Origin of the sequence: Microbacterium sp. dk485 (assembly GCF_004570445.1) — a bacterium.
GTDB lineage: Bacteria > Actinomycetota > Actinomycetes > Actinomycetales > Microbacteriaceae > Microbacterium > Microbacterium wangchenii.
Map to the genome: position 1 here is coordinate 344,476 of NZ_SPQW01000002.1, position 22,626 is coordinate 367,101.

17 protein-coding genes are annotated in these 22,626 nt (G+C 71.1%); 15 read left to right on the forward strand and 2 right to left on the reverse strand.

Annotated features, from left to right (window positions below; genetic code table 11):
* The 15 genes from E4V99_RS12285 (at position 1) to E4V99_RS12355 (ending at position 18,111) form a co-directional block, all read left to right on the forward strand.
* Positions 1–2,049, forward strand: a complete 2,049-nt coding sequence (locus E4V99_RS12285) for an ATP-binding protein (protein ID WP_135117431.1) — start codon at positions 1–3, stop codon at positions 2,047–2,049.
* 183 nt (positions 2,050–2,232) lie between these two features.
* Positions 2,233–3,582, forward strand: coding sequence for a hypothetical protein (locus E4V99_RS12290; protein WP_135117432.1), 1,350 nt, complete (start codon positions 2,233–2,235; stop codon positions 3,580–3,582).
* A gap of 159 nt (positions 3,583–3,741) precedes the next feature.
* A complete protein-coding gene (locus E4V99_RS12295; protein ID WP_245233176.1) occupies positions 3,742–4,374 on the forward strand; it encodes a DUF4157 domain-containing protein in 633 nt (210 codons plus the stop codon).
* 158 nt (positions 4,375–4,532) lie between these two features.
* Positions 4,533–7,556, forward strand: a complete 3,024-nt coding sequence (locus tag E4V99_RS12300; protein ID WP_135117434.1) for a hypothetical protein — start codon at positions 4,533–4,535, stop codon at positions 7,554–7,556.
* A 170-nt stretch (positions 7,557–7,726) separates the two neighbouring features.
* The gene (locus E4V99_RS12305) at positions 7,727–9,289 is read left to right on the forward strand and encodes a phage tail sheath subtilisin-like domain-containing protein (protein ID WP_135117435.1); all 1,563 of its coding nucleotides are present in this window, start codon (positions 7,727–7,729) and stop codon (positions 9,287–9,289) included.
* A 24-nt stretch (positions 9,290–9,313) separates the two neighbouring features.
* A complete protein-coding gene (locus E4V99_RS12310) occupies positions 9,314–9,757 on the forward strand; it encodes a phage tail protein (protein ID WP_135067461.1) in 444 nt (147 codons plus the stop codon).
* A 59-nt stretch (positions 9,758–9,816) separates the two neighbouring features.
* Positions 9,817–10,185 carry a hypothetical protein gene (locus E4V99_RS12315; protein ID WP_245233177.1) on the forward strand — a complete coding sequence of 123 codons (369 nt, stop codon included), beginning with the start codon at positions 9,817–9,819 and terminating at the stop codon, positions 10,183–10,185.
* Positions 10,182–10,340, forward strand: coding sequence for a DUF6760 family protein (locus E4V99_RS12320; RefSeq protein WP_135117436.1), 159 nt, complete (start codon positions 10,182–10,184; stop codon positions 10,338–10,340). The genes E4V99_RS12315 and E4V99_RS12320 overlap by 4 nt, the downstream gene beginning before the upstream one ends.
* 3 nt (positions 10,341–10,343) lie before the next feature.
* Positions 10,344–12,164, forward strand: coding sequence for a hypothetical protein (locus E4V99_RS12325; RefSeq protein WP_135117437.1), 1,821 nt, complete (start codon positions 10,344–10,346; stop codon positions 12,162–12,164).
* Between the two features lie 4 nt (positions 12,165–12,168).
* Positions 12,169–12,609: a phage tail protein gene (locus E4V99_RS12330; protein WP_135117438.1), complete on the forward strand. Its 441-nt coding sequence runs from the start codon at positions 12,169–12,171 to the stop codon at positions 12,607–12,609.
* A gap of 9 nt (positions 12,610–12,618) precedes the next feature.
* A complete protein-coding gene (locus tag E4V99_RS12335; protein ID WP_135117439.1) occupies positions 12,619–13,377 on the forward strand; it encodes a LysM peptidoglycan-binding domain-containing protein in 759 nt (252 codons plus the stop codon).
* Positions 13,367–15,184: a VgrG-related protein gene (locus E4V99_RS12340; protein ID WP_135117440.1), complete on the forward strand. Its 1,818-nt coding sequence runs from the start codon at positions 13,367–13,369 to the stop codon at positions 15,182–15,184. The genes E4V99_RS12335 and E4V99_RS12340 overlap by 11 nt, the downstream gene beginning before the upstream one ends.
* Positions 15,185–15,198: 14 nt before the next feature.
* On the forward strand, positions 15,199–15,609 hold the full coding sequence (locus E4V99_RS12345) for a GPW/gp25 family protein (RefSeq protein ID WP_135117441.1): 411 nt from the start codon (positions 15,199–15,201) through the stop codon (positions 15,607–15,609).
* Positions 15,606–17,558: a putative baseplate assembly protein gene (locus tag E4V99_RS12350; RefSeq protein WP_135117442.1), complete on the forward strand. Its 1,953-nt coding sequence runs from the start codon at positions 15,606–15,608 to the stop codon at positions 17,556–17,558. Before E4V99_RS12345 ends, E4V99_RS12350 begins: the two co-directional genes overlap by 4 nt.
* Before the next feature lies 1 nt (position 17,559).
* Positions 17,560–18,111, forward strand: coding sequence for a phage tail protein (locus tag E4V99_RS12355; protein WP_135067445.1), 552 nt, complete (start codon positions 17,560–17,562; stop codon positions 18,109–18,111).
* Between the two features lie 11 nt (positions 18,112–18,122).
* On the opposite strand, the gene E4V99_RS12360 is transcribed toward E4V99_RS12355, so the two are convergent.
* Both E4V99_RS12360 and E4V99_RS12365 read right to left on the reverse strand, forming a co-directional pair.
* Complete coding sequence (locus E4V99_RS12360) at positions 18,123–20,285, reverse strand: bacterial transcriptional activator domain-containing protein (protein WP_135117443.1); 2,163 nt, start codon at positions 20,283–20,285, stop codon at positions 18,123–18,125.
* 123 nt (positions 20,286–20,408) lie between these two features.
* Complete coding sequence (locus E4V99_RS12365) at positions 20,409–22,535, reverse strand: zinc ribbon domain-containing protein (RefSeq protein ID WP_135117444.1); 2,127 nt, start codon at positions 22,533–22,535, stop codon at positions 20,409–20,411.
* Positions 22,536–22,626 lie beyond the last annotated feature (91 nt).

Here is a 22,626-nt window from a genome sequence, read left to right on the forward strand (position 1 = left end):
ATGCGCCGCGACCCCAGCGCCGCGCATCTCCTGGGCCGCGTCGCGGCGGTGGAGGAGCGCATCCGAAGGCTCGTGGCGGCGCGGCGCGCGGACGATCCGCAGCCGGACGACCCCTTCCGGGGGTTGTACCTGAGCGACGAGATGGTGGATCGCCTGCTGGACACCGAGCGCCGACCGCCGCTGCGGCCCGATGCGTCGACGGCATTCCTCGCGAGCGAGCGGGAGGCGGATCTGGCCGAAGCGGCCGGTCACCCGTCCCGGCTGCGCGAGCTGGCACGGGAGTTCGCACTCTCGCCGCTCGACGTGGAACTCCTTCTGGTGGCGCTCGCCGCCGACGTGGACCCGCGTTTCGAGCGCTTCTTCGGGTACCTCAACGACGACGTCACACAGCGCCGCCCGACGGTCGGGCTGGCATTGGAGCTGTGCGGCGCGTCCCTGATCCTGGTCGCCGATCGGGGACGACTGCTGCACGGCCCGCTCCTCACCGGGGGCCTTCTCACGCTCGACGAGCCGGATCGAGCCCTGCCGGCGCGCATGCTCCGCGTCCCCGATCGTGTCGTCGGACACCTGCTCGGCGACGACACGACCGACCTGCCGCTGGCGGGCGTGCTGGCTGAGCCGCTGGCGGCCGAGTGGGGTGATCCCGCGCAGATCGTGCGGGCGCTGCGTGCTGGCATCCGCTCCGTGTATCTGCGGGACTCCAGCACCGGATCCGGCACGTCCGTGGCGGTGCGCGCGCTGTCGACGGTGGGCAGCGACAGTCTCGTCCTGGACCTCGAGAAGCTCCGAAGCGCCCCGGACTCCGTGCAGCTCGCGCGTGCGGCGGTGCGCGAAGTCCGGCTGCGCGGATGCGGTCTCGTGGCCGGGCCGGTCGTCGGTGGCATCGAGCCGGCTCTCGTCGCGGCGGTGGACGCCGTGTCCCGGCCGACCATCCTGATCGGCGAGGGCGCGTGGGACGCGTCGTGGACGCAGCAGCTGCCGGCACTCGTGCAGGTGCCTCCCAGCACGATCGACGAACGGGTCGCGCTGTGGCAGGGGGCGCTGGGGCCCGCCGCGTTCGGTGTGGATGTGGCGGGAGCCACAGAGCAGTTCCGGCTCAAGCCGGAGCAGGTGGCCCGCGCCGCCGCCGCAGCACGCACGCAGGCGGCGCTGACGCCGACGGGCACGGTCACCGCGGATCACCTGGGTGCCGGAGCCCGCGCCGGAAACGGATCCGCTCTGGACCGCCTCGCCCGTCGCGTTGAGCCGGCGGTGCGCTGGACCGATCTCGTCCTGCCCCCCGCGGTGCTCAACGCGCTGCACGAGATCGAACTGCGCGCCCGCTTCCGCGAGCGCGTCCTCGGCGAATGGACCATGCGCCCCGGCGGCGGCCGCGGGCATGGCGTGGTCGCTCTCCTGGCGGGAGATTCCGGAACGGGCAAGACCATGTCGGCCGAGGTCGTCGCGGGAGAGCTCGGACTCGACCTGTTCGTCGTCGATCTGGCGACGGTGGTGGACAAGTACATCGGCGAGACCGAGAAGAACCTCGACAAGATCTTCGCCGCGGCCGCGGACGTGAACGCGGTGCTCCTGTTCGACGAGGCGGACGCCATCTTCGGCAAGCGATCCGAGGTGAAAGATGCGCACGACCGGTATGCGAACGTCGAGAGCGCGTTCCTGCTGCAGCGGATGGAGAGCTTCAACGGCCTGGCGCTGCTCGCGACCAACCTCCGCGCGAACATCGATGAGGCCTTCACGCGCAGACTCGACGTCGTCGTGGACTTCCCGCTTCCGGATGCCGCGCACCGCGCCGTGCTGTGGGACCGGTGCCTAGGGGTGCGGATACCGCGGGACGACGACCTGGACCTGCAGTTCCTCGGGAGCGCGTTCGAACTGGCTGGCGGCGCGATCCGGGCAGCCGCCGTGACGGCGGCGTATTTCGCGGCCGGCGCGAGGGGCGTCCTGACGATGGAGCACGTCATCACGGCGGTGCAGCGCGAATACCGCAAGCTCGGTCGTCTCACCGCCGAACGCGAGTTCGGCAAGTACTGGACCCTCATCGCGCGGTGAGTCATGCACGAGGAGCGACAGCACAGCCCATCGCACGCAGATCACCGACGATCGCCGCAGCCCTCGGGCCGTGCGCATCGTCAGTCCGAGGGCCGGCTGCTTCCGTCGCCCTCGCCGGCCGCCCTGAGCCTGCAGCGCGCGGCAGGCAACGCGGCCACCGTTCAACTGTTGCGAGCCGGAGAAATGCCCACGGTGCAGCGCGGGGACCCGGCGGGCCCGCCGACCGCCGCCGACGGGCGCGACGATCGGCTGAGTCGCGCGCGCGGCGAACTCCGATGGGCCGATGCCGCACGGGTGCTCGACGAATTCCCTGACGTCGACCTGCGGGCCCGCGCACAATCACTCACGGTCACCGACCGAGGAGCGATCCGCTCCTCGTGCCCGCCCGAATTGCACCGGGTCCGTGGCGCGCTGCTCGCAGAGGAATGGAACCTCGCTGTCGCCGCGAAGGACTGGATGACCGCAGCGGTGACGGTGAACGGATTCGACGACCGCGGGATCCGGGAACGCGTGGCGGCGCTGGACTCAACGGTTCTGACGGACTTCGCCGACGCGGCCGTTCGAGCGATGTCCGGAGTCAGCCGGAGTCGCGTGCTCGACGGGATCCGGGCGCGCTACGAGACCGTCTCCACCGACCCGTTGGGAACCCGCACGCTCACCGTGGTGGGGCTCATGCGCGAAGCGGGGATGCCGGATGCGGCAGCCCTCGCCTACACGCGCCTGTGCTTGAACGTGCGGACGGTGGAGGGCGCCGGTACCGAGGCGGGCTCGGAACAACTGGACCGCACGCTCGCCACGGCCATGGGTGCGGCCTTCGTCCCGAAGGGGCCGCAGCCCCCGGCCCTGGCTGCCGGGAATCTCGCGCACCAGATGATCGGCGGCATCTATGAATCACTGAACCCCCTTTCCTTCTACGACTTGCCCGCGGCGGCCTACATCGCTCGGGTGGCCACCAAGTTCCGGGTGCGCGGCGGGGCGGCGGACCTGTTCACCAATGTGGACATGCGACCGGACATCGTCGACCTGCCGCGGCTCGAGGTGTTCGAGATCAAGCCCCTAGGCTCCCAAGGTCTGGCGGTGGGGGAAGCGCTCGATTACGTGAGCCTGCTCAACGGCCTCCTCGTGGATGCGGCCGCAGGTTTCCGCCCCGGAAGTCCGGGCAACCCAGGGACCACGGGGGTGCTTCCGTTCGCGGATCAAGGCAGACCGGGTGTCCTCGTCTGGGGATGCCCGGTACCCGGCGCGATTTTGTACGCCTTCGTTAATCAGATGATCGAGAGCCCGGAGCATGTGCGCGAGCAGATCAATCAGCCGGCGGGTGCGGGCGCGGGAGTGGAGTCGATGGTGGCGCTGGGAATGGCCGGTGTCGCCGCTCTCGCCGTGGCGCCCCAGGCCCTGGGCGCGGCTGCGGTTGGGTACGAAGGGCTCATCGCTGCGCTTGCGCGGGCCGCACAGGTCGCCGGTCAGCCCATTCCGCGTCTTGTGGGCGCGGCTGCGGCGGCGACCGCGGGTGGTGGGGCGGCGGGGAAGTGACTATGCCTGCCGCCCCGGCATCCGGAAGTGTGCCCGAAGGGGTGCCTGAAAAGGCGATTCCCCGCTCCCGACCGACGGTAGGCAAGCAGGAGATCAGAAGGGGTGATGGTGATGCCGGGATGGGAGTACGGGGAGCGGCCGGCGACGGCGCGTCCTTCGATGAGTGGGCGGCAGGAGCTCCGCCGAACGGTGCCGCAGTCGCGTCTCGACGTCCTGAGCGCGGACCGCGTCCTTCAGCTGCAGCGGGAAGCCGGAAACGCTGCCACCTCCGACCTGGTCGAGGAGGAACGCTCGCCGGTGCTCGACACGATCGCGTCGGGCGGAGATGCGCTGCACGACGACGTCCGCGCCGACATGGAGTCCCGTCTCGGAGCGAGCTTCGGTGACGTGCGCGTGCACACGGATGCCGCGGCGGCGCAGTCCGCTCAGTCCGTCGGCGCCCGGGCGTACACAGTGGGGCCGGATGTGGTGTTCCAGCGCGACGCCTACGACCCCCATTCGGAGGAGGGCAGGACCACCCTCGCGCACGAGCTCACGCACGTCATGCAGCAGCGCGAGGGTCCGGTGGCGGGGACGCCGACCGCCGGGGGGATCAGCGTCAGCGACCCCGGTGACCGCTTCGAGCGCGCGGCTTCGGAGAACGCCAGCCGCGTGCTCAGCGCTCCGGCTCCCGTCGCGTCGGCGGTGCAGCGCGACATCGGCGAGGAGGGGGCGGATATCGCCGGAGCCGTGGCACAACGCGAGGATGCGGCCGGGGAGCCGGAGGAGGAGATTTCGGAGGAGGCCGGCTGACCAGGGCGCCCTGTCCGCGGCGTGCTTGAGCAGGTGAGGGGACGAAGACCGTGGTCCGCGAGCAATCGCCTTCACCCCGCGCGCGCGTGCCGGAGGCGGCGAAGAGGAGCGCCACGGAAGGCGGAGGTGCAGCGGCGTCTCGCCTTCCTGTTCCTTCGGTGAGCCGGTGGTCGACTGCAGACGTCGTCACGTGGCAGCGGATCGCGGGGAACGAAGCGATCGCGAGGAACCTGCAGCGGGGTGGTCCGGTTCCCGACGCCACGCCAGGGGCCCCGGCTCCGGTGCTGGACGCGAAAGAGAAGGACGAGCTCGTCCGTCATGACGTCGTGCTGGAGGGAGACGACGAGGCGCGCCTGGCCGCGGTGTTCCCCCACGGGTTCTCGATCGCCCCGCGTCCGGATCTGCTGCTGTCCCTCTCGACGCCGACCCGGCTCGACCTGGTGCGCGTCGCGGCTCTGCAGGTCGTCGCTCCTGCGCCGTTGGCGGCCGGTGCGGAGGCCTACCTGTTCAAGGTCGCCAAGGGACGTTGCGTGCTGCTGTCATCGATCGGCGGCCGCAGCATCATGCTCGATGCCGGCAGCGGAACGTCGTTCTCGCCGACGGCGCCCGGCGTCACGCGGCTTCTCGCCGCCGTGGGGTATGTCACGGGTCCGGGCGGTGTCGCAAGCGCGCCCAGCGAGATCCGCGTCTCCCATCCCGATGCCGACCACATCAATGCCGTGCGGCCGCTGCTGGCGACGGCGGGGTTCTCAGACACCGCCGTCCGCGTCGCCGCCGAGCAGCTCCAAGCCGGCGGCCGTTTCAGCCGCGCGAACCTCACTGTGCAGACGACGCAGCGCCTCATCACCGTCGACGTCACCGGCGGTGGAACTCAGACCGGTGGCGTCCACGTCAGCCGGACGATTCTGGACAACCTCGAAATCACCGAGTTCCGGTCGGTGGCCCCGCACACGGCTGCGCGATCCTCCGTCGGCCAGACGTTCAACCGCAACCGCACGAGCCCCGTCACCGTGGTCACCGACCTGGTGACCGGCGAACGATCGGTGTATACGGCGGACGCGGCGGGACGGCAATTCACCGAGATCGTCAACGCGGTGGGGGAGGTCGCCTTCCGGCGACTGCTGGGCGCCGATGCCCGCAACCTCCGTCTCATGGAGCTGCCGCACCACGGCGGCAAACAGACCGGCCCCGACGCCGCCGGCATCCTCCGGATGCTGCAACTCGCCTTCGAGTCCGGCAACGGCAGCACGCGCCTCATCACTCAAACGAGCGCCTCCTTCGCTGCCGCCCCAGCGTCGTCGATCGGCTTCCTGGATGTCGCGGGCGTCCCCACCGAGCGGGTGACGACCGGCCCGAGCGCGCAAGGTTCCGCAGAGGTCGTGCGCGCCCGCGGTGCTCAGTTGCATACGGTGACTATGGACACGTCCGGCGTCCGGCAGGTCCTGGAGATCGCCGGAACGCACGGCAACGTCCTCAGCCAGGCCTACGCCAAACTGGCGGAGATCGCGCAGCTACGGGCCGACGCCGGGTCCATCGCCCAGACCCTTGCGGCCACCGCCGCGCCCGGCGCCCTCGTCGCCTCGACGAATCGCACCCACAAAGACCTGATGGATCAGGAGACGCGACTGCGCGCCGTCGCCGACACGGTGTGGGACAGCATGCGCGCCGGCGCCTCGGGCAAAGCCGGGATGCGGGGCAGCCGTGACGTGAGCGGCGTGAACCGCGACATGGGCAACTTGGCATCGGCCACCGCGACGACGATCCTCTCCACGGCCCGCGGCGATCTCGAGACGCATGTCCGCAGCATGTCGGCGTACTCCCGTGTCTTCCTGAACGTCGTGAAGATGGCGATGGCTCTGGATGCCGGACGGTTCCAGGACGTCCACGCCATCCGGGCTGAGCAGCTGCAGCTCCTGCGGGCGGCTCGGGCCGTCCTCGGCAACCGGGTCTTCGCCGAGCACGTGCGTGCCGCATGGGACGTGACTCGGCAGAGTTGGACGACCGATCGTATCCAGAATCTGTCCGAGCAGCTGTCTCGTCGTGTGGTTTCTCGGCGGATGAGCACCGAGTTCCGCATGACGCTCGGCATTACCGCCGCCCGGCAGTTGCGCCTCAACGAGATCGCGGAATCCTCCCTCGGGGGACGGCAGGTCTACGGGCCGGGTGGTCGCATCACGACGCCGGCCTTCACGCGCGTCGGCGCGGGCATCCTCGCGGCGATCGAGGTCGTTCGCCTCGGGCTCGACATCGCCGAGCAGGCGCAAGCCGCGGCAGAAGCGAAGGAATTCGAGCAGATCCGGCAGAGCCACGAGGGCATCGCGATGGTCAACTGGTGGATGCGCCACGGCGTCATGCCCGACCTCGCTCTCGTCGACCGCGGCAGCTGGAGCGGAGAATTCTCCATCGTCTCCGGCTCGCTGTCGCAGGAGACGATCCGGGCGGTGGTGCGCAGCGACACACCACCGGCGGGGACGCCATCGTTCGACAAGATCGTCGTGCACAGGATCGACCCCGGCGAGCTCACCCGGATGGTCGCATCCCTGGCTATCACGGTGCGGGACCTTCAGGCGTGGAACGAACTGAACGCCGCCATGCCCCACGGTCCTGCCTTCAAACGATTCGACGAAGGATGGGCCGTCAAGGTATGGAGCGATGCGGACAAGGACTACCGGTACCACCTCAGCCCGATCCTGACGCCCCAGCTGGACAGCCTGATGAGTCATCTTGAAGCGGCGCAGGACGACCGCCTGCAGGTTGAGATCGCCGCTGGTCAGCCGGGGTCGGTCCGGACAGTGAAGGACTCCGCGATCTTCGGGACCGACCGCGACATGTATGTCTACGGCCGGGGCGGGGCCTTCACGCAGCTCGACTCCGAGGATTTTCCCCCGGTCGTCACGGTCCTGTCGCACCACAGCTTCGCTCCGAGATCCGGCGGCGGGAAGTGGGCGCTGGTGAAGGCAGCCGATCTGCGGACGTATCGATTCCTGAGCTCGTGGTGGTGGGTGAAGGACACCGGGCGTGAGTACATGGACCGCCACGGCACCCATCGGGAGCTGTCCATCAGCGCCAACGCGGAGGGGTACGCCTACGTCGATCCGGATGACCTGATCACGTCCGAGACCGCGAGCGGCGTCGAGCGCGCTGCCCGCGGCGCGAACCCGGGGATCTCACCCGCGCTGTAGCGTCATGCCGACCAGCGGCACCGAACGATCCGGCGACGTTACGGCCGCGTCGCCACCCTGCCCTTTCGCGCACGGGCCGGTACCCGCACGCCCGGCCCGACGGACTCTCATCCTGGGCACCTGCCGTCGAACACTGAGGGCACGGATGTGTCTGAGTGAAGGAGTCGGAGATGCCCACCTATTTATCTCCCGGTGTCTACGTGCACGAGGTCGATGCGGCGACGCGGCCGATCGAGGGTGTCGGCACCGCCGTCGCCGCCTTCGTGGGTGTGGCGCCGGACGGCCCACAGAACCAGCCGACACTCGTGTCGAACTGGACGCAGTACGTGGACACGTTCGGCGGGCTGTACGCGGGCGCCTACCTCGCATACGCGGTGTACGGCTATTTCCTGAACGGGGGCGGAAACTGCTACATCGTCCGGATCGGAACGTCGGAGCAGGGCCCCGGGCGGGAGAGCAAGAAGGAGAAGGACGCGAAGTCCGTGAATGCCGCACCGACGGTGACCATCGGCGGCTATGCGATCACGGCCAAGAGCGCCGCCGCCAACGCCAAGCCGGTCAAGGTGGAGGTGGGCCCAGCCGGCGGCGAGGCTCCCGCCGAAGACGAATTCAAGGTGTCGGTCATTCTCGAGGGGCGTGCGCCGGAGGTCTGGGAGAACGTCTCCACGAAGCCGGGAACCGAGAACTACATCGTCACGAAGGTGTCGAGCGAGTCCAAGCTCGTCACGGTGACCGAAGTCGCCCAGGGCGCGGCACTGAAGCCTGCGACCGGGACGTTCGATCTGGCGGTGCCCGAGCCCGCGCCGCAGCCGCTCGCCGTGGACCGCCTGCGCGCTGCCGACTACATCGGCGATCCTGCCGACCGCACCGGATTCGGTGGCCTCCAGGAGATCGAGGAGGTGACGATGGTCGCCGTACCCGACCTGATGGCGGCGTATCAGCAGGGCGCGATCGACCTCGAGACGGTGCAGGCCGTGCAATCGGCGATGGTCGCACACTGCGAGCTCATGGGCGACCGCCTCGCCATCCTCGACCCGCCACCGGGGTTGAGTGCGCAGGGGATCACGACGTGGCGGGCGGACGCGGCCCACGACTCGAAGTACGCCACGCTCTACTACCCCTGGATCAAGGTGCTGGACCCGATGTCGGGGACGAATCAGTTCGTCCCGCCCTCCGGCCACATCGCCGGGGTGTGGGCGCGCAACGACAACGACCGGGGCGTGCACAAGGCGCCTGCCAACGAGATCATCCGCGGCGTCGTCGCCGTGGAGACGCAGCTCACACGCATTGAGCAGGAACTGCTGAACCCCGTGGGGATCAACGCGATCCGGAAGTTCCCGGGCCAGGGGATCCGCGTCTGGGGAGCGCGCACCCTCTCGAGCGACGCCGCTTGGCGGTACGTGAACGTCCGGCGCCTGTTCAACTACCTGGAGAAGTCGATCCTCGGCGCCACGCAATTCGCCGTCTTCGAGCCGAACGACGCCGCGCTGTGGGGCAAGCTGCGCCGGTCGATCTCCAGCTTCCTGCTGAACGAGTGGCGCAAGGGCGCGCTCTTCGGCCGGACGCCGGAGGAGGCCTTCTTCGTCAAGTGCGACGAAGAGACCAACCCGCCCGAAATCGTCGACGCCGGACAGGTCATCTGCCAGATCGGCGTCGCGCCGGTCAAACCGGCGGAGTTCGTCGTATTCGAGCTGTCGCAATTCTCCGGTGGCACCAGCATCGTCACCGAGTGATCGAACCCGCATCGAGGAGGAATCATGGCAATGGATCCGTTCGACTCATCGCCCGCCAATGCGTTCACCGTGACCATCGACGGCATCGAGATCCCCAAGGTCGTCGAGGTCTCTGGTCTGAAGACCGAGGTCGACAAGATCGAGCTGAAGCAGCAGACCAAGGACGGCAAGTACATCGTCCGCCAGCTCATCGGGCGTCCCAAGGCCGGGCAGTTCACCGTCACGCGGGGCCTCACCGACTCCAAGACAGTGACCGACTGGCTGAAGGTCGTGATGGAGGGGGATGTCGCCGGCGCCCGCAAGACCGCATCGGTGGCGTTGCTGGACTACAAGGGCGAGACCATCAAGACCTACAACTTCGTCAACTGCTGGGTGCAGAGCGTCGAGCTGAACAGCCTCAAGGCCGGCGCGACCGAGCAGGCGACGGAGAAGTTCACCGTCTGCTACGACGAATCGAGCGTGGCGTGATGCAGCGCGTCCTCGCCACGGCACCCTCGACAGCTCCGGCGGCCCCGGATGACACGGCCATGCGCACCGAGTTCCCGTTCGAGCTGCCCCGCGGGTACCTCGACTCGGCGGGCCGGGTGCATCGCTCCGGCGTCATGCGGCTCGCGACCGCACGTGACGAGCTGCTTCCGCTCTACGACGCCCGCGTGCAGGAGAATCCTGCGTACACGACGGTCGTGCTGCTGGGCCGCGTCATCACCTCCCTCGGCGCCCTCGCCACCATCGACGGCACGGTCGTGGAGAACATGTTCGCGTCGGATGTCGCGTTCCTGCAGGCCTTCTACCGGCAGATCAACGCGGAAGGCACGACGCGCATCGCCATCACCTGCCCGGAGTGCGATCACCGGTTCACCGCCGACCTCGCGGGTGGGCGCCTGGGGGAATCATGACGTACGCGGCCGGCCGTATCCACGAGGAGGTCGCGTACGTCGCCTACCACTTCCACTGGTCCTTGAACGACATCCTCGACCTCGAGCACCCCCAGCGGCAGCGTTACGTCGCCGAGATCGCGAAGATCAACCGGCATATGAGCGAGGGGGACTGAGCCGTGCGCTGGCCGTGGCAGCGCACGGCGCGCACGGCCGCGCCTGCCGTTCCCGCCGGAGCCCCGCCGGAGCCGGCCGGATGGGCGTTCTTCCCGCCGGTGCAGACCACGATCGCGGATGGCTCGCCCGGCGTGCTCGCCGCCGACTTCCTGCCGTCGCTGCCGCTCAGGACCGATCCGTCCTTTCTGGGCGGCACGGCGGTGCACGGCACCGGCGATGCGCCGGGGGGCACCATCGACCTGGACCCTGTCGCCGGGAGCCCAGCCGCTTCCTCCGGTTTCTCGGATCTCGCTCTCCGCCGCACCGCGGGGGACACGAGCGGGCCCGCTCGGAAACCGGTGCCTGCCCTCGCCCAGCGCGAGGCCGCGTCCTCCGAGCCCGGTCTCGACGCCGTCTCCGACGCCGGGGAGGGCAGCGCGGAGCCGTCCTCCCCTCCGCAAGAGACGACGGTGACGCAGGTGCCCGCCACCGATTCCTCCCCGGGGCAGCAGCCTCGCGCGTCGGCGGGGAGGGCTGGGCGCGTCGCCCCTGTCGTGTCCCGCCGGCTCGCGGTCGATGCCGATGGCGACGCGGGCGTCGAGGTCGATGCTGAGGACGATGCCGCAGCTGATGGCCGTGCCGCAGCCGATGGCGGTACCGCGTCACGCCCGTCGCCGACGACCCGCGATGCAGAGCTGCTCCCGCCTGCGGGGTCCATCCCGCCGAGGGCCGTCTCCCGCCACGATCTTCCCGCCGTATCCCGCTCGGGTGCGTCCCGCGGACCCGAGCCGCGTGTGGTGGCCAGGATCCCGCCCACCGCAGACGCCCTGGAGCCTCTGCTCATCCAGCGGCGCACTGTCGTCGGCCGCTCCGCGGACGTGCCGGTAACACGGGATCCGCGCGCGTCCACCGCCGATTCCGTCGGCCTCCCCGCCGAACCCCTTCCGGCCGCGCCGGTCGCAAGCCGGCACGCGGACGGCGACGCATCGCGATCGGGTTCCCCTGCCGTGGCGGAGGCGACGCCCGCGAGTCGGTGGGAGGGGGCGGCGGAGGTCTCCGCCGCGGGCAGCGCGGCACCGGCCGAAGCGATCGAGGTCGATGTCACGCCGGTGACGAGCCAGGCGGACGTGCAGCCTTTGCTGCAGGCGTCGCCGACCCCTTCGGTCCTGCAGCGCACCGTCCGGACCGAATCGCTGCCCCGGTCGGGCGCGCCGGCGGTGGGGCCAGCGCCCCGGGTTCGGGCACCGGCAGTCGTTCGACCAGCGGTGCAGCTCTCGACGCGCGGGCCCGAGAGCACTGCGCCGGGGTCCGCCGCTGTGGGATTCCGCCCCCCGGTTCTCGTCGCGCCCCTCCCTCCGGAGCAGCCGCCCGAAGCCCCGGGGGCCGCCGCGCTCCACATTCAGCGCGCCGCCCTGGTGCCCGCGCGCCCCGCCACCGCGCCGCAGCCGCCGGACCCGATCCCCGTGGACGCTCCGACCCACGCGACGGCGCTCGTGCAGCGGCTCGCGACCCGCTCCGCTCGCGTCGGCGATCCCCGGGTCCCGTCCACCAGCGAGGCGTTCTCGGGAGCCGGGTGGCACCCGAGCGTGCAGCAACTTCGCGAGGGTGAGGCCGATGCCGCGTCGGCGCCCACCCCGGAGGCCGCCCCGGCTCCGAACCCCGGACCCGCAGCGTCCGTCATGGCGGGCGCGGTGCCCGCACCGGCCGCGCCGGCGGCCGTGCCGACGCGTCCGGAGGAGGTCGACGCGCTCGCCGCTGCGCTGTACCCCGCGATGGTGCGTCGGTTGCGGGCTGAACTGCTGACCGACCGCGAGCGCCGCGGCGTCCGAATCGACGGAGTGTGACGAGATGGCCCTCGATGTGGAGACGGCGGTCAGCGTCCGCTACGTCGTGGAACTGGACGACACCGAGCTCGGCGCCTTCACCGGGTGCGAGGGCCTGGGCGTCGAGGTGGTGCTGGAGTCGCGGGAAGAGGGCGGCAACAACAGCTTCGTCTGGCAGTTCCCGACCCGCCTGAAGTACCCCAACGTCAAGCTGAGCCGGCCGCTCGGACCCGAGTCCGAGAAGGTACTGCAGTGGCTGCTGAGCGTCACGACCGGCTTCACGCGCAGCGCCGGCACCATCCGCGCGATGACGGCGTCCGGCGACGCCATCGCCGCCTGGTCCCTCGTTGACGTCGTGCCCGTCCGGTGGACGGGACCCTCGTTCGCCCCCGATCAGCCCAAGGTCGTCACCGAGACGCTGGAGATCGCGCATCACGGCTTCACCGACACGAATTCGAAGTACTAGGAGCAGGCCATGCCGCTGACTTCGACGTCCTCCGACACCTCCAAGCTCGAGCACGCGCGGATCGACGTGCACGAACCGGGCCCCGAGCCGGGCAAGCTCGGGCCGTTCAAGTTCGCCATCGACTTCCAGTTCAACCCCCGCGAGCTCACGATGGCCAAGACGGCGAAGTGGGAGAAGAAGAATCAGAACAACTCGGGCTCAGCCGGCCCGGTGACGTACCTGGGGCCGGATGCGCAGAAGCTGACGGTCGAGATGTACCTGGACGCCAGCAAAGCGCAGGACGAGTTCGTGGTGAAGAGCGTGGAGCGTCTGTTCGAGACGTGCCTGCCCACGGCGCGATCCAAGACCGGTGGCAAGCCCTCCGCCCCGTGGGTGCGCTTCATGTGGGGGACGCTCAGCGGCTTCGTCGGCTACGTGACGTCGGTCTCGGCCCGGTACACGCTGTTCTCCCCGGACGGTCGGCCCCTCCGCGCTGTCTGCACGGTCGCGCTCGAGGAGTTCGCCAACCCCAAGCGCAAGCAGAACCCGACGTCCGGCGGGATCGCCCCCCGCCGCTCACATGTCGTGCGCGAGGGTGATTCGCTGCCGCTCCTGGCCTACCGTGAGTACGGCAACGCCGAGCTGTGGCGAGAGGTCGCCGAGGCCAACGGCATCGACGATCCGCTTCGGCTGCGCCCCGGCACCGTCCTGCTCCTGCCGTCGGCGACCGAGATGGCCCGCGCGGCGACGCGCGGCAGAACCCTGCGCGAGGTGCTCCGTGCACACTGAGGCCTACACGAGCCTGCTGACCGTCGAGGTCGACGGAACGCCGCTCCCTGCCGAGCTCGCGGGGCTCCTGGAGCGGGGGCGCATCACCGACGCCTCGGGTCTCCCGGACGCATTCGAGCTCGACTTCGTCGACAGCGACGGCACCCTGCTGCAGAAGGCGTCGCTGCGCATCGGTTCGGTCGTGCGGCTGATCGCCTCGGCGAACGGTCCTCAACCGCCGGAGCCGCTGCTGACCGCCGAGGTCACGGCCCTCGAACGCGAGGACATCGGCGGATCCCTGCGCACCCGCGTCCGCGGTGCGGATCGGTCGCACCGGTTGCTGCGCAACCGCCACGTCGCCGCCTATCTCGACACCACCGTGGCCGACATCGTTGCGATCGTCGTCCGCCGCGCGGGCCTGTCGCCCGGGACGATCTCGGCGCCGACCGCCGTGCTGGAACATGTCGCGCAGGACGGCGTGAGCGACTGGGTCTTCCTGCGGCGGCTGGCGGATGCAGCAGGCTGCGTGTTCGACGTCAGGGAGGGGAAGCTCGACTTCGGTCCACCCCCGGACGCGGGCGACGCCCCCGACGGCGCCGAGGGCGCCCGCGACGACCCGGTCGTGCTGCAGTACGGCGTCAACACCCTCTACCTGCGCGCCACGGTGACCAGCGCGGAGCAGGTGCCCGAAGTGCACGTCCGCGGGTGGGATGCCGAGTCCAAGGCAGCCGTCGTGTCCACCGCGGCAGCCCGCACGCGGAGCGCGGAACTGCCCGACGCCGACCCGGCGCGGCTTGCCGACGGCTTCGGCGGCTCGCCGTACCTCAGCGGAAACGGAAGCGGCACCCCCGCAGACCAGGACCTGCTGGCGGCTGCCCTCGCCGACCGCATCGCGGGCGGGTTCGCCGAGGTCGAGGCGCACATCCTCGGGAACCCGGTCATCCGATGCGGCACCGCGATCGCGCTGACCGGGTTCGGCGCGCCGTTCGACGGGCGCTACACGGCGACCGAGTCTGTGCACGACTTCGATTCCCGGCTCGGCTACACCACCACGGTCGTCGTCAGCAACGCCTCCGACCGCTCGCTGTTCGGATTGGTGTCCGCATCGCCCGCGCCCGCCGATGCGCCCCTGCCCGGAGTGCTGCAGGCCGTGGTGACCGACACCGCCGACCCGGAGCAGCGCGGGCGGGTCCGGCTCTCGTTCCCCACCCGATCCGACGACTACGTGAGCGGATGGGCCCGGACGGTGCAGCCGGGCGCCGGTGACGGAAGAGGATGGGCGCTGCTGCCGGAGGTGGGGGACGAGGTGCTCGTCGCCTTCGACTCGGGTCGCTTCGACCGTCCGATGGTGCTCGGCAACCTGTACAACGGCCACGACCTGCCCCACGGCGGGTGGAACACGCACGTGGCGTCGGGCGGCCGCATCGAGCGGCGGTCGTTCACCTCGCGGACGGGCATGCGCCTGGAGTTCGTGGAAGCGCCCGGCGACGAGCGCGTCGAGCTGTCCACATCCGACGGCACGCAGAAGCTGACGCTGACCCAGACCGCCGAGCGGGGCATCGCGCTGCTCGCGGAAGGCCCCATCACCATCACCGCGAAACAGGATGTCGCGGTCTCGACCTCGTCCGGCGCCGTGTCCATCCGTGGGGCGTCGGTGGCGATCGAGGCCACCGGTGCGCTGTCTGTGAAGGGTGCCACCCTGGAGGTTGCGGCGACGGCGTCCGCCGACATCACCGGCGCGCAGCTGACGCTCGCCGGCTCCGGTGCCACCACGGTGACCTCCGACGGCGTGACCACCGTGCGCGGCGCGACCGTCCTGATCAATTGATGGCGGGAGCGGTCATGGCGCAGGAGTTCGTCGGGCGGGGCTGGTCGTTCCCCGTACGCACCGACCCGACCGGGCGCATCGCCCTGTCAGAGGGCGATCGGAAGATCGAGGAGAGCATCCGTCTGATCCTGGCGACCGCCCCCGGGGAGCGGCCCATGCGACCCGAGTTCGGCTGCGCTGTGCACGAGTATGTGTTCGCCCCCGCGGATGCGACGACGGCCGGCGCCATCGGCAACGCCGTCCGCGACGCGCTGGGGTTCTGGGAGCCGCGCATCGACGTCGTCGGCGTGGCGGTCTCGCTTGAGCGCAGCACCGAGGGGGTACTGCTCATCGACGTCCGTTATGAGATCCGCGGTACGAACGACCCACGCAACCTCGTGTTCCCGTTCTATGTCATCCCCCAGCATGAAAGGACGGCGTCATGACCCTTCCCGCACCGCGTCTGGATGATCGCCGCTTCCAGGACCTCGTGGACGATGCCAAGCGCTTCATCGCCGTCTCCTGCCCGGAGTGGACCGACCACAACGTGTCCGATCCCGGAGTGACGCTGCTCGAGGCCTTCGCACAGATGGTCGATGAGCTCCTCTACCGCCTCAACCGGGTGCCGGACCGCCTGTACGTCGAGTTCCTGAACCTGCTGGGAGTGTCGCCGCATCCTCCCGCCGCGGCCACGACCGACATCGTCTTCTGGCTCACCGCGCCGCGACCGCACGACGTCACGATCCCCGGTGGTACCGGGGCGGCCACGCGACGGACGCAGGACCGGCCGGCAGTCGTGTTCACGACGACCGACGCGACCAGCGTCCGGCCCCGCCGCCTCACCCATATCGGCTCGCAGCCGGCTGACGCGGAGCCCGCGGTGCGGTCGGCGTCGCGGTTGGGCGACGGCCGGCTGGACGCATTCTCTCCGAATCCCGCCGTCGGCGACGGGCTGCTGTTCGGGCTGAACGACGCGGCCGGGGCGATGGCGGTGCGGCTGACCCTCGACTGCGCCGTGCGCGGCGTCGGCGTCGACCCGCTCGCGCCCCCGCTGCGCTGGGAGGCATACACGGGCTCGGACTGGACAGCGTGCGACGTGGTCTCGGACGGCACCGGTGGCTTGAACCAGGCCGGCGAGGTGCTCCTCGTGGTGCCGCGCAGCCATGCGGCGGCGACGCTGGGCGGAGTGCGGGCCGGATGGCTGCGGTGCCGCCTGATCGAGGCCGATTCGGGAGCGCCGACGTACAGCGCATCACCCGTGGTGCGGTCTGCGTCGGCAGACGCGGTGGGCGCGGTCGCCCCCGCCGTGCACGCCACCACCGTGGCCGACGAGGTCCTCGGACTGTCCGAGGGGGTGCCCGGTCAGCAGTTCCCGCTGGCGGCTCACCCGGTCGTCGCGGACGGCACGGAGTTCATCGTCGAGGTGGGCGTCGGCGCGGGGTGGGAGTCCTGGCGTGAGACCGACACATTCGCCGGGCTCGATGCCGGCGAGCGGCGCATCACCGTCGATCGCAGCAGCGGAACCGTGCGCTTCCCGCCCGCCGTCCGCGAGCCCGACGGCAGCCTGCGGGCCTTCGGGGCCGTCCCGCCCAAGGGCGCGCCGCTGGTGGTGCGGCGCTATCGCATCGGCGGCGGCCTCGTCGGGAACCTCTCGGCCGGATCCCTCGTGGTCGTCCGCAGCGGCATCCCGTTCGTGGGCCGCTGCGAGAACCGCGCTGCTGCGACGGGGGGAGCCGACGGCGAGACCGTCGAGGAGGCGAAGGTCCGCGGGCCGTTGATCCTGCGCACCCGCGACCGCGCCGTGACTCCGGAGGACTACGAGCAGCTCGTGCGACGGTCGACGCCGGGCGTCGCGCGGGTGCACTGCATCCCCGCGTCCGAGAGCGGCGCCTCCGGCGAGGTGCGCGTGCTCGTGGTCCCTCGGGTGGCCATCGGCGAGGACGGCCGGCGGGAGCTGGCCGATCTGCAGCCGTCGGCCGAGCTGCTGACCCAGATCCGCGACGAGCTGGAGCCACGCCGCTCCGCCGGTGCCCGAGTCCTGCTCCGCACACCGGACTACCGCGGAGTGACGGTCGTGGCGAGTCTCGCCGCCCGTCCTCGGGTGGCCGTCGCGAGCCTGCGGACGGCAGCGCTGCAGGCGCTGTACCGCTATCTCGATCCGCTCACCGGCGGCGCCGACGGCACGGGCTGGCCCTTCGGTCGGCCGCTGTCGGCCGGCGAACTCCACGCGGTGCTGCACAACCTGACCGGAACCGAACTCGTCGACGAGGTGCTGCTGTTCCCCGCTGATGCGGACAAGGGGACCCGTGGCGAGCCGACGCAGCGGCTGGAATGGGGCGCCGAGTCGGTCCCGTTCTCGTATGAACACCGGGTCCGCGTGACCGCCGGGGTGTGACATGCGCGGTGTCATCCCCGGCCTCGGCACACCGGCGCCCCTTCTCGACCGGCTGCCCGGGATCCTGCAGGACGACGACTTCCTGCAGCGCTTCCTGCCGGCCTTCGACGCGACGGTGGCGCCGGTGTACGCGGTGCTGGACAGCCTGCCGGCGTATATCGACCCCTTCTCCGCCCCGGCGGACTTCCTGGAATGGCTGGCGGGATGGGTCGACGTCGAGCTCGACCAGAACTGGCCGCTGGAGCAGCGGCGGCGCTTCATCGCCGAGGCTGCGACGCTGCACCGGCTTCGGGGCACCGCCACCGGTATCCGGCATGCCGTGTCCCTCGCGGCCGGACCGGCCGCCGAGGTGACCGTCACCGACGGGGGCGGGGTGTGGATAGGAACGGTGCCGGATCCTGCCGCGCCAGAGCAGCGGGTGCGGATCGTGGTGGCCAGCACGGTGCCGCTCGAGGAAGCGGACCGCGCCCGCCTGGCCCGTGCGGCTGCCGCGTCGGTGCCGGCCCACCTGCTCTTCGATCTCGAGGTCGAGCTGGTGCCCGTCTCCGGCTGACGACAGGGCGCTCAGCGCACGCCGAGCGAGTGGAGCATGCGGCGGTACCGCTCCTCGGTGCGCGCGAGGGCGATGAGGTCGTCGGCGGATCGGTGCACGGTCGTGAGCGCGCGCCACGCGGCGTCCGTCCACGGGTCGATCTCCACCGCACGCTCCGCCGCGTGCAGCGCCGCGGAGGTGTCGGCACGGCGCAGCTCCAGCAGCGCGAGGGCCGCGGCCGCCTCGGCGGCGCGGGCGCGATACCGCTCCCGCGTGCCGACGACCCAGTCCGCCGGGCCGTCCTCGGGCAGCACGTCGCCGAGGTACAGTTCCACCGCACCATCCAGCTGCCGCACCGCCGTGTCGATGTCCCCGCGGGCGCGGGCGTCGGTGGCGGCGGTCAGACGGGAATCGAAGGACACAAGATCGCAGTGGTCGAAGCGGTCCAGTCGCAGCGCGTACGCATTGCCGCGCCGCTCGACGAGCCTTCCGCCCGTCCCATGCCCGTAGGCGTTCAACGCGCGTCGCAGGCTCGACACGCTCACGTGCAGGGCGTGCACCGCCGAGTCCAACGGCAGGTCGGGCCAGATGATCTCGGCGATCCACTCGCGGTGCACCGGCCCGCCGGCGCTCAGGGCGAGCAGTCGCAGCAAAGTGCGCGCCTGCGGGCGGACGCTGGAGACATCGACATCCCTTCCCCCGATGCGCAGGCGGAACGAGCCGAAGCACGTCAGCACGACCGGCGCGTCGGCCGAATGGAGCACGGACTCGGCGCCGCGCGGTCGTGGTGCGCGCTCGATAGGGCGCAGGGCGGCGGGGAGGCGAGGGACGCCGATGCGCAGCGCGGACGCGCGCAGCCGGCCGGAGCGATCGCCGTCCTCGCTCTCGGCCACGGCGAGGAGATCTCGTGCGCCGCGGCTCATCTGATCCTGGAACGCCGCGATCCGCCTCCCATCGAGCTCGGGCGGCGCGAGGTGGGCGCCCTCGATCCCCGCCAGGACGAGCGCGGCGGTGATCCATCCCGCGACGTCCGGGCAGCCGAGCGCGTCGAACCGCGTCGCGAGATCGAGCACCGCGTCCCGTTCGCGCGGCACCACGCCGGACCGCAGCTGCCACAGCAGGGCCAGAGCCTCCAGGATCGCCTCTCCGACGGCGTCGCCGTCCGCCGCGCAGGCGGCGATGGTGTCCCGGAGGGCGGCGTCGGCGGAGGGCAGCGCGGCGGCTGCGCCGAGGGTTCCGCGCACCAGCCGCGCCAACCGTGTCAGGCCCCGCGCTGCGGCGTCGCGCTCGAGCCGGAACAGCGCGTCGGCGGTGGCAGTGGTCCCGAGCAGGGGAGCGCGGATGATGAGCAGCGCGAGCCGCGCCGCCCACGCGTCCCATGAATCGGCGGGGCATCGGACGAGGGCATCGAGCAGGCGGGTGGCGCCGACGACGTCGCCGCCCGCGAGTGGCTGGACCGCGCGGAACACCCGCGGCGGGAGCAGCGCCGGGGCGGCGCCGGGGTCCGCTCGAGGCGGGGGATTCGGCAGCCGCCACGCCTGGCCGGCACCCCCGGCTCCGGAGGACAGCGGTTCGCGCCAGCCGGGATCGGCGAGTGCGTCCAGGAGGTCGCCGTCGGTGCGCGCCGGACCCTGGCACTGAACGTGCAGCAGGAGCCGCCGCACGGTTGCCGGCCATCCACCGGTCGCATCAAGGATCCCCGCGGCTGTGTCGGGTGCGACGCGCACACCGAGCTGGTGCCGGATGAGCGCCATGAGTTCGTCCAGGCGCAGCACGAGCTCGCACTCCTCCACGAGGGAGACCGCGGTGAACTCGGCGCGCGCGAGCGCGAAGTCCGGTGCGATGCCGCTCGCCACCACGATCCGGGGGAACCCTTCGGGCGCGGCGAGCAGCCGCGTGAGGACGGCGGCGGCCGGTCCCGCGACGACGTGCTCGGCGTTGTCCAGCGCGATGGTGTCCGGTCGTCCGGCCAGGACGGCCCCGAGCGCGTCCTCGAGGACGGCCGGACGGCGGTGCGCGGGACCGAGAGCCAGGACGGTGATGCGGTCGTGGTCGGCGTGCGTCTCGGTGAGCTGACGCAGCAGCGTGGTCTTCCCCGCACCGCGGCCGGCGATCAACAGAACCCGCGGGGCCTCCAGGCGGCGCAGCAGTCGGGGCCGGATCACATCGACCTTGCCGCCGGGTGGAGTGCGCACCGGTCCGGGCGGCGACGCGGACCCAGCCCGCGCTGCCTCGAACCCCTCGTGAAGCCTGGCCTCCACAACCCCCATTGTGTCCTCGTCGTCACCCGCGCGACAGCGTCCCTCCCGTCAGCGGAGTCAGCGGCGCGGGCGGGCGAAGATCCCGCCGATGTACACCAGCACGGCGCCCACCCACACGACGAAAAGCCCGACCAGGAGCACCACGAAGTCATCCACCACGAACGCGTACACGGCGAAGCCAGCGGAGGTCAGGAAGGCGACCACCGCGGAGCGGCGCATGAGGCTGCCTGACTTGCCGGACAAGCCGAAGAGGATCGCGACGACCAGCAGCACGATCGCGAGGTGGGCGGCCACCGCGACCGCGGTCTCGACCTCGGACACGTTGCGGTTCACGATGATGTCAGCGAGCTGGGCGTAGTCGTCGCCATCCACCCAGGGCATGAACGCGCCGATCACCATGAGCAGCGCGCCGATGATGACGAAGAGGAGCTTGGCGAGCGGTCGCCGGTCGTTGGCGGACTGCACGAGGGTCGCCGACGTCTCGATCATCCCCTGCCCGTCGGCGGCGGTGATCCGCAATTGGGAGACCTTCGACTGCGACGGCGGGGGACCGGGGCTTTCCACCTCGACGCGGACCGTTCCGGTCGATTGCGGCATGACGGTCGTGCTCGGCGGGAGGAACCGGAAGTTCACCGTACCGTCGGAGGACTGCCCCGACCAGGCGACGGCGAGCGGGCGGACGCCACGTCGGTTGTCGACGAGCAGCCGGAAGACGCCGTGCTGGGAGCCGCCGACATTGAGGACGGCCGGCTCCATGCGCAGCTCGGCGGTCCGAAGCGGAGAGGGCGTCGATGTCAGCTCCAGCGTGCCGGTGGCTTCGACGTCGTGCGGGCCGTGCGATGCGATCACCGAGAAGGGTCGGTCAACGGTCTCGCCCTCCTCCGGCAGAGAGGAGCGGATCCTCGCCCTCACGACGGTCTCCGTGCCTTCGGGCACGGTGACACGCGCCGGGGTGAACGCGAACCGCGCACGGTCCTCCGGGTCCTGGCCGTGCAGCTCGAGGGACGCGGGCGCCTTGCCGTTGCGGTTGTCGATGCGGACGTCGAAGTCCACCGTGTCGGTGTCGACCGCCGTGAGATGGCTCGGCGCGAGCTCGACCTCCACCGGGACGAATTCCGGCGCGGGAGAGGTCCGCTGCAGGAGCGTCACGAGCGCGGTGAGTTCGGCGGCGTCGTTGGCGGCGCTGATGGTGAGCTGCCGGCTGATTTCCGTGCCCGCGTCGATGGCCGGGACAGTGAACATGCCCTCCGCCTCCACAAGCTGGCCGGGTCCTACCTCGACCACCGCGGGCGAGAAGGAGAACTGCACCACCTTCTCGGGGTCGCGGCCATGCAGGGCGAAGCGCTGCGGGTAGTTCGCGAGGCGGTTGTCGAGGCGGATCTGGAACGATCCCAGGGCGATGTCGACGAGCCGCAGCAGCGTCGGGGTCACCTCCATCGAGGCAGGGGGCCCTTGCGGAGGGACGGTGATCGCTACCTCGACCTCGGTGCGGGCCTCGGGACTCGCCTCCGAGCGGAGGACCAGCGTCACCTGCAGTCGCTGCGCGATGATCATCCCGCCCGGTCTCGTGCCGAACGTCACGGTGATGATGCGGCCTTCCCCCGGCATGAGATGGGCGTCCTCCTGGGTGACCAGCAGCCACGGCGGCGCGTTCAGCGGGGTGAGGACGTAGCCGTCGACGATCGGTGAAGGATTCCGTATCTCGAGGGCCGCGGTCGTCGTCGATCCCGGCGTGATCTCGATCGCGATCGTCGGTGTCGCGATTTCGGGTGGGAGCGCCTTCGGGGGCGCCGGCGGGTCGGGTACCCGTTGCGTGGGGGCCGTCGGTGCCGCCTCCTCGGTCGGGGCGCGCGCATCGCCGGTGCCGGCGGTGGGGGGCGGCACGGTCGGCGGGGCTGGTCCGGGCGGCGGCGGGGGAGGAGCCGGAGAGGGCGCGGCCGCGTCCTGCGGAGCAGTGATCGCGCTGTCGGCGTCGGCGGGCGCGTCCACGCGGGCCCCGGCCATCGGCGCTTCCTCCACCACCAGCGGAGCGGCCCCGGCGAGGGGTGCGCCGTCGAGGGTCGCCTGGCCCCGATCCCATCCGAGGTACGAGTCGCAGTGGGAGCAGAACTGTGCGGTCAGCGGGTTCTTGGTGCCGCAGTTGCCGCAGATCAGCACGCCGTTCGGCTCCTCGACCGCCTCCATAGCCGAATGCTAGAACGTGCGCTCCGCAACAATCCCGAGTCGTGCCCCAATGGGCATCAGGGACTGCCTCCGGCCGAGCGTGCGGGCGGCG

Bases quoted from the DNA above. Each gene is read 5' to 3' on its own strand.
- E4V99_RS12295 (WP_245233176.1), top strand. From the start codon at position 3,742: ATGAGTGGGCGGCAGGAGCTCCGCCGAACGGTGCCGCAGTCGCGTCTC.
- E4V99_RS12315 (WP_245233177.1), top strand. From the start codon at position 9,817: ATGCGCACCGAGTTCCCGTTCGAGCTGCCCCGCGGGTACCTCGACTCG.
- E4V99_RS12290 (WP_135117432.1), top strand. From the start codon at position 2,233: ATGCCCACGGTGCAGCGCGGGGACCCGGCGGGCCCGCCGACCGCCGCC.
- E4V99_RS12310 (WP_135067461.1), top strand. From the start codon at position 9,314: ATGGCAATGGATCCGTTCGACTCATCGCCCGCCAATGCGTTCACCGTG.
- E4V99_RS12335 (WP_135117439.1), top strand. From the start codon at position 12,619: ATGCCGCTGACTTCGACGTCCTCCGACACCTCCAAGCTCGAGCACGCG.
- E4V99_RS12350 (WP_135117442.1), top strand. From the start codon at position 15,606: ATGACCCTTCCCGCACCGCGTCTGGATGATCGCCGCTTCCAGGACCTC.
- E4V99_RS12305 (WP_135117435.1), top strand. From the start codon at position 7,727: ATGCCCACCTATTTATCTCCCGGTGTCTACGTGCACGAGGTCGATGCG.
- E4V99_RS12330 (WP_135117438.1), top strand. From the start codon at position 12,169: ATGGCCCTCGATGTGGAGACGGCGGTCAGCGTCCGCTACGTCGTGGAA.
- E4V99_RS12285 (WP_135117431.1), top strand. From the start codon at position 1: ATGCGCCGCGACCCCAGCGCCGCGCATCTCCTGGGCCGCGTCGCGGCG.
- E4V99_RS12365 (WP_135117444.1), bottom strand. From the start codon at position 22,535: ATGGAGGCGGTCGAGGAGCCGAACGGCGTGCTGATCTGCGGCAACTGC.
- E4V99_RS12320 (WP_135117436.1), top strand. From the start codon at position 10,182: ATGACGTACGCGGCCGGCCGTATCCACGAGGAGGTCGCGTACGTCGCC.
- E4V99_RS12355 (WP_135067445.1), top strand. From the start codon at position 17,560: ATGCGCGGTGTCATCCCCGGCCTCGGCACACCGGCGCCCCTTCTCGAC.
- E4V99_RS12345 (WP_135117441.1), top strand. From the start codon at position 15,199: ATGGCGCAGGAGTTCGTCGGGCGGGGCTGGTCGTTCCCCGTACGCACC.